This is a genomic window from Pseudoalteromonas sp. TAE79, assembly GCF_000498015.1.
In the GTDB taxonomy this organism is placed as follows: Bacteria; Pseudomonadota; Gammaproteobacteria; order Enterobacterales; family Alteromonadaceae; genus Pseudoalteromonas.
The window spans coordinates 1-3357 of sequence record NZ_AUTL01000075.1; the positions used below are offsets into that span (position 1 = coordinate 1).

Here is a 3357-nt window from a genome sequence, read left to right on the forward strand (position 1 = left end):
GTGCGCGGTTTTGTAAATTATTTTAGTATAGCCAATTGTAAGCGAGAGCTAAAAGCCTTGGCAGGTTGGATCAGACGAAGACTAAGGGCAATACAGCTGAGGTTGTGGAAGAAGCCATCAAGGCTACATCGACGACTAAAGCAGTTAGGGAAAAAGCCACCGTTTAAGTTCATAAAGATGAACTCGTGGCGTAACTCACTAAGCCCTTTATCTTGTGTATCGATGCCAAACCAATGGTTTGAGGAGCTTGGTTTATATCCAATAGAAAAAGTGAATACGGGATGGCTTGCTTTATCAGCGTTTAGGAAATAAGTTGATAAAATGTGAAGGGTACAGGAGCCGTATACGAGGTCCGTACGTACGGTTCTGTGAGAGGGATGAGGCATAAGCCTCACCCTACTCGATGTGCCCAAAACTTTTAAAGTAGATTTTCATGTTAATTTACTGTTTTGTTTTTATGCGATATTGTTACTAAAAATAAACTTAGGAACAATAAGAATGAGTAATAATCAAGACGCTTTACCTTCAGGGGTTGTTGCGCGTTTTTTAAATTTTGTTGAGCGGGTTGGCAATAAGCTTCCAGATCCAGCCGTAATATTTCTGTTTGCAATGTTATTAATTTGGTTTTTGTCGTGGTGGTTTTCAGGCGTAAGCTTTGATGCAATAGACCCACGTACCGGTGAAGCGATTATTATTAATAATATGCTGGCAAGTGATTCGCTCGCTACTTTTTTATCCTCTATGGTAAAAACCTTTACCGGCTTCGCTCCCTTAGGTGTCGTTTTAGTAGCTATGTTAGGTGTAGGTGTTGCAGAGCATTCGGGCTTCATTAATACCGGTCTTAAGTTAATGCTTAAAGTTACTCCTAAAAAGCTATTAACGCCTTCAATCATTTTAGTAGCCATTGTGAGCCATACCGCTACTGACGCAGGTTATGTATTAGTTATTCCACTTGCCGGTGTTATATTTTATGCTGCAGGACGCCATCCGCTTGCGGGTATTGCAGCTGCATTTGCTGGTGTGAGTGGTGGTTTTGGGGCTAACTTTATTCCATCAGGGATTGATCCATTGCTACAAAGCTTTACCCAAAGTGCGGCGCAAATAATTAATCCTGCAATGACAATTAACCCGTTAAATAACTGGGCATTTGCTTCAGCATCTAGCTTATTTATTGTGGCATTAGGCTGGTACATTACCGATAAAATTATTGAACCACGTTTACAAAAAACCGCGGTTGATGGCGCTAAAGAAGATTTACCTGTATTTGAAGATGCACGTAGTGATGAAAAACGTGCCTTTTATATAGCCAGTACAGTAATGATTGCAGGACTTGCGTTATTAGCATTTGTCTCTGCTCCAGACGATTCTGCAATGCGCAGTAGTGACGGATCCCTTACTAATTTCAGCTCTCCTTTAATGCAATCAATTGTACCTCTAATATTTTTACTTTTTTGGATCCCAGGCACTGTATATGGTTTTACGGTAGGTACCTTTAAAACTTCAAAAGATATGATTGATGCTATGAGTAAAGCGATGAGCGGCATGGCATATTATATCGTCATGGCGTTTTTCTGTTCGCTATTTATTGCTGCATTTAGTAAATCAAATTTAGGTGCACTGCTCGCAATTGAAGGTGCGCAGTTATTAAAGGCGATGGAATTGCCAAGTGCAGTAACGGTTGTAGGCATTATCTTTTTAACTGGCTTTGTTAACTTGTTTGTAGGTTCAAGTTCAGCAAAATGGGCGTTACTTGGCCCCATTTTTGTACCGATGTTAATGCAACTTGGCATTTCGCCAGACTTAACTCAAGCCGCTTATCGTGTAGGTGACTCAAGCTCTAATATTATTACACCGTTAATGCCATACTTCCCATTAGTGGTGGTGTACTGTCAAAAGTATGTCAAAGGCACCGGTATAGGCACTTTAATTGCTATTATGCTGCCGTACTCAATTGCCTTTATGATTGGCTGGAGTATCTTTTTATTAGGTTATTGGGCACTTGGTATTCCTTTAGGTTTAGATGCAAGCTACATTTATCCAGCATTGCCTTAGCTTAAACCTTTATGAACCTCACTCACTTGAGTGAGGTTTTTAAATAAAAGTCCTGTAATGTAAAAGTAAGTCTAAGTTATCTTTCTAAATCTCTCACTATATAGCCAAATAAGCTGGCCTCTCCAACAATATACACATAATTATTTTTGTTGTTCATTATTGTAGACTTATCGTCATACCACCTAAAATCATGAATCTTATTCGTTTTAGGGTCTTTGAAGTATAAACGAGTACAGCTATCTTCATACTCAGTGCCACACTCTTGTACATCGGTCAGGATGTATTCTTTATACCAATAGTCGCCTTGTGTGTAGTAAGCCCATAATTTAATAGGATCAGAGATAAAAACATAGAGTATTCCAAAGATTAATAAAGGGGATAATGGGTACATGAAAATGGATGCTAATTTTATTTTAGTATCTGAGAAATTGTATTTAAGTGATTCTCTATATTTACTGCAGCGTTTATATTTATTGAATATAAGTATATTTAAATAGATAAATAGTGCACAACAGATAATAGGGAGGGTTATAAAGAAAACAGCGTCGTATAGTTCATTTGAGATGAATGGTGGATCTGTAAAGTCCATTAAAATAGGTATAGTGATGCATAATAAAATGGGGAGTACTATTGCTACAAAGAGCAAGTTGTCGTAAATCTTTTTCAATTTTTAATTCGTCCGTGAACTATAGCCTTTGTCTAGTTTACAGAATTTTTGTTATTTTAAAAATCAGAGAAATGTATTTATAGGCATTAAGCAACCCGAACTCAGGCTAAAAAAACTATCTCAAGCCGCTATTGAATTGACGCGAAAGTTTACTTTGTTTTCACTGTAGCAGCAGCTTAAAAACAAAAAAACCTTGTCACTTTCGTGGCAAGGTTTTTTTATTAAAGAGTCGTTGCTTATTTAGCTGTGAAGCTTACAGGGCGACGTTCTTTACGAGGACCGCTGCGCTTATCACCGCGTGCGCCGTCATCTTTATTAAAGCTGCGTTTCTTATCACCAGCTGGACGTTCAGAGCGTTCGCCACGTGGTTCAGCAGGACCTTGATCAGTTGTAATTGTTAAGCCCATAGGGCGTTTACAAATAAACACTTTTTGGAAGTGATCAAGTACATCTTTAGGCATGTTTTGCGGTAATTGAACCGTGCTGTGATTGTCGTGTAGACGAATATCACCAATAAACTTGCTTGAGATGTCAGCTTCGTTAGCGATAGCGCCAACAATATTTTTAACCTGAACACCATGTTCACGACCTACTTCGATACGGTAAGTATCCATAGGACCTGCATCACGGCTGTTACG

The 3357-nt window shown here is 38.7% G+C and carries 4 protein-coding genes; 2 read left to right on the top strand and 2 right to left on the bottom strand.

Annotation, left to right across the window (positions count from 1 at the left end; genetic code table 11):
• On the top strand, positions 1-312 hold a 312-nt coding region (locus tag L655_RS0103390; RefSeq protein ID WP_024605253.1), incomplete at its 5' end, for a group II intron maturase-specific domain-containing protein.
• A 186-nt stretch (positions 313-498) separates the two neighbouring features.
• Positions 499-2052 carry an AbgT family transporter gene (locus L655_RS0103395; RefSeq protein ID WP_024604103.1) on the top strand — a complete coding sequence of 518 codons (1554 nt, stop codon included), beginning with the start codon at positions 499-501 and terminating at the stop codon, positions 2050-2052.
• A gap of 76 nt (positions 2053-2128) precedes the next feature.
• Here the strand turns inward: L655_RS0103395 and L655_RS1000000127785 are convergent, their stop codons facing one another.
• Positions 2129-2443 carry a hypothetical protein gene (locus L655_RS1000000127785; RefSeq protein WP_241764433.1) on the bottom strand — a complete coding sequence of 105 codons (315 nt, stop codon included), beginning with the start codon at positions 2441-2443 and terminating at the stop codon, positions 2129-2131.
• Between the two features lie 512 nt (positions 2444-2955).
• Positions 2956-3357 (bottom strand): DbpA RNA binding domain-containing protein (locus tag L655_RS0103405; RefSeq protein WP_029751579.1); only part of this gene is annotated, 402 nt, incomplete at its 5' end.

What these genes read in the sequence shown, in the direction of transcription:
- L655_RS1000000127785 (WP_241764433.1), bottom strand. Translation starts at nt 2,443, where the DNA reads ATGTACCCATTATCCCCTTTATTAATCTTTGGAATACTCTATGTTTTT.
- L655_RS0103395 (WP_024604103.1), top strand. Translation starts at nt 499, where the DNA reads ATGAGTAATAATCAAGACGCTTTACCTTCAGGGGTTGTTGCGCGTTTT.